The 3543-nt window shown below is 37.3% G+C and carries 2 protein-coding genes and 1 pseudogene; all 3 read right to left on the bottom strand.

Annotated features, from left to right (window positions below):
• Positions 1-288 (bottom strand): annotated as a pseudogene (locus tag CWC02_RS20330) (TonB-dependent receptor); the annotation flags it as partial.
• A 392-nt stretch (positions 289-680) separates the two neighbouring features.
• Complete coding sequence (locus tag CWC02_RS20325; RefSeq protein ID WP_138619924.1) at positions 681-1562, bottom strand: class I SAM-dependent methyltransferase; 882 nt, start codon at positions 1560-1562, stop codon at positions 681-683.
• A gap of 63 nt (positions 1563-1625) precedes the next feature.
• The coding region (locus tag CWC02_RS20320; protein WP_138619923.1) for a TonB-dependent receptor domain-containing protein at positions 1626-3543 on the bottom strand (1918 nt) is incomplete at its 5' end.

The raw sequence follows: 3543 nt of genomic DNA, 5'->3' as shown, positions 1-3543 counted from the left end.
ACCTGAACGCTCTGAGAATGAACCGAATGAGTTCAGTGAGCTTGAACGAAGAGCATCAGCTACAGTGAAGTCACCTTCCATTTTAATATCAGCAGATGTGATGCTGATTACAGGTGATGCACCTTCTAGGTCAGTACGTTTGATGCGTGAACCTGTTACCTGAATACGCTCAACTTTTTCTACACCTTCTTCTTCAGCAGCAAAAGACGAAGCTGAAAATGCAGCAGTTGATGCAGCACCAAAAGCAATCGCTAAGCGAACCGCTTTAGAAACTTGATTATTTAACATTTGATTCTCCCTGGTCATATCCATGTTATGACTTTATTAAATTATTTTAACCCCAAAGAGCTAAAGTACCCTTTAGAGGTATCAAATACTAATATCAGGCACAACTTTTGGTCAACTTTTTTTTAACCTTTGTTTTTAAATGGGAAATATATAATAAACATACCCTCAACAATAAACTATGAATGTAAAAATAAAGTACAAAACAATTGTTAATTTTGAAAACAAATGACAACTAAAAACCCACCCAAACGCTTCAATATACCAAAAAATGCAATTGCATAAATATAAAATTGAGATAAGTAAAATTATTGGAGCTGTACAAAAAGGAGTGTATTGCGACAAAAAGTAACATCTAATTTTAAAATGTTACTTTTAAAGGGGGTAAATTAATTCTAAATAGTACTCTTACCTATTATATAAGTGGCTAGCAATCCACCATGGTTGTTATCGAAAATTTTTCCTTCGTCATAACTCGTCGAAATAGCTTTAACTTGTTTAAGTAAAGTGGCTGATTGGGTCGCGGCATCTACTAATTCAATGAGCCTAAGAATTAGTAACTCCAATTCATTCATAAAAAGAGATAATGCTTTCTTGTAATCTATGTTGTTGTATTTATTTTGCCGTAAAAAATTCAAAAAGGCTGGTAAATTAGTCCCTTGCATAGCATCAAAACCTTTTTTAAAACCATTGTTGATTTTAGTGTCTATTTCATCAAAGTAACATTCAGCAGAAGTAAGCTCCTTATAATCCAGACAATTAACCAAATCAGTTAAAGTCGATGTAATATTTATTTTGACAAAATTTGCCGCATCTAAAATCAGAGCGTTAGGTTTTACGATTATTGACTCTGGGTGGTGACATACAAACGCAAATATCCCTTTTCCATCTAAAACCCGAAATACTTCTTTAATGCTTTTATTGATTTGGCTGTATTCTAGAGCGAATTGCGCAACTACACACGAAAACTCATCATTACTAAATGGTAAGTTTTCAGCGACAGTGTTCGATAGAAAGACTCCACCTATACTATTTGTAACTTCAGGATGAATTTTTGCCTGATCGACGCCATAACAGTTTAATTTTTTATCTTTTTGTAAAAGCTGAATTAAAGCACCATTTCCCGTCCCGATATCCAGTACAGTTGAATTTTCTTCTAGCTTTTTCGCGAAGCTATACCAAAATTGCTGAAGTGCACCTTGATAATTATTTTTAAAACCATTACCAAAAGAGGTTAAATGCCCTTGCTGCCAATAATTTGTCCAATGGTCGCTCATAACATCTCCATAAATAAAAAAGGCTGAATAAATTCAGCCTTTTTTTGCATTCAATAAACTTAATTAGAAGCTGATAGAATAGCTTACACGGTAATCACGACCAAAGTTATTATAAAGGTCTTGGTTATCCCAAGTACCGTTTGATGATAACACTGGATCTTCATCTGTTAAGTTATTAACAGTGAAAGTAAGTGCACCATAAGCACCTGCGTTATAAGTGTAAGTTAAGTTATGAACTAACCAGCTATCAAGCTTGCCTGATTGATCATAGTAACCGTCACCATCTTCATCTACTTCAGTTTCAGAAGTGCTATCTGTATAAGTTGCATTCCACGCTAAAGAGTGATCTTCATAAGACCAAGCAACTGTAGCAACAGACTTAAGTTCAGGTTGACCAGACCAGCCAGATGTATCTTGTACAACACCACCAACTTCTTGGTCGTAAGAAAGAACGAAGCTATTAACGTTTTGGAAACGGAAATCACCAAAACCAGTCTCGATGTTAGCAGCTATTGTAAAGTCGATACCTTCAATTTCGAAACCTGCACCGTTGAAGTAAGATGTACCCGCTTCAACTAAAGTACCTGAAGCTGCACGTTTCAAATAGAAAGTTTCGTTTGAAGTATCTGTGTCTACTGATACTGCAGAAATTAGACCTGCAGCTTCATCTGATAGTAGAGACTGAAGTGACTTAGACTGAATTACGTTATCGATTGCTAATTGGAAGTAATCAACTTTGAACGTAAGATTGTCGTTTACATCCCATGCAACACCAAGGTTAGTGTAATCTGAAGTTTCAGCATCTAACTCAGAGTTTTGCGTGTAATAAGTATCATACTGACGTGATGTAGTTGAACCATTTGCATAGTCGATCGCAGATTCTGCTGAGAATGTACGTGCTGCGTTTAAAAGGTCAAGACCTGGAGCACGGAAAGACTCAGAATAAGAACCTCGGATAACGATGTTATCAGCTACTTGCCAACGAGCAGACACTGCTGGAGCTATGTTGTCGCCGAAATCAGAGTAGTCATCGTAACGAGCTTTAATGTTTACTTCTACTGTTTCAGTTACTGGTAATACTGATTCGAAGAAGAATGCAGTTACATCACGCATACCTTCAGAAGAGTTACCTGCTGAACCACCAATAAGACCTGCAGCTGATTGACCATCATAAATATCAGCATAAGTTTGTTCAAAGTACTCCATACCTACGTAGTGAGCTACTTGACCACCTGGAAGTTCAAATAAATCAAAGCCTAAACCAGCGAAGTATTGGTCAAATGTTGAAGAAGACTCTTGAAGAGTTGTTGCTTTCATATTAGCAACACCTTCATCTGAACCTAAGTCGATATCATTTGCTTGGTTATAAGCTAGACCTGAGTAAGATAGATAGTATTGGCCAACTGACTTATTGTCTGCTTTGTTACGGTGGTAGTAAACTTCCCAAGAAGCATTATTCCAATCAAGGAAACCACGTAAACCTGTGGTTAAATCGATATTGTAATCATCTACGTTACCATCACGAGTACCAATACCAACCCAACGGAATAGACCATATGCGCCATCTTCACCATACGGGTTATGCTCATTGTCTGCAGACATATTTGTCCAAGGTGCAGCAGGTGGAGCATAACGACCAAATGATGAGTTTTGAACAAACATTGTTTGGCCAAACCACTCTACGTTATCAGCAATTTCATAGTTAGAGCTGATGTAAAGTGTGTTACGGTCAATAGATGCTGTGTTGTAAGATACGTTAGCAAAAGCATACATACAGTATTCAGAGCCTGGGCCCCAATCTTCATTAGCATCTACTCGACGGAATGTATCTTCACCGTATTCTGCAATTAGATCATCACAAAGTAGTGATGCTCGTGCTTCTGAAAAGTCTGGAGATAAAACAGTTGCACCGTAGTAAGACCAACCCACAGTATCTGCAGTGTATGCTTCGATATCACCGTCACCATCTAAATCGCCAATT

It is taken from the genome of Pseudoalteromonas sp. S2721, from assembly GCF_005887425.1.
Taxonomy (GTDB): Bacteria; Pseudomonadota; Gammaproteobacteria; order Enterobacterales; family Alteromonadaceae; genus Pseudoalteromonas; species Pseudoalteromonas simplex.
This window is presented reverse-complemented; position numbering and strand designations above follow the sequence as displayed.

What these genes read in the sequence shown, in the direction of transcription:
- CWC02_RS20325 (WP_138619924.1), bottom strand. Translation starts at nt 1,562, where the DNA reads ATGAGCGACCATTGGACAAATTATTGGCAGCAAGGGCATTTAACCTCT.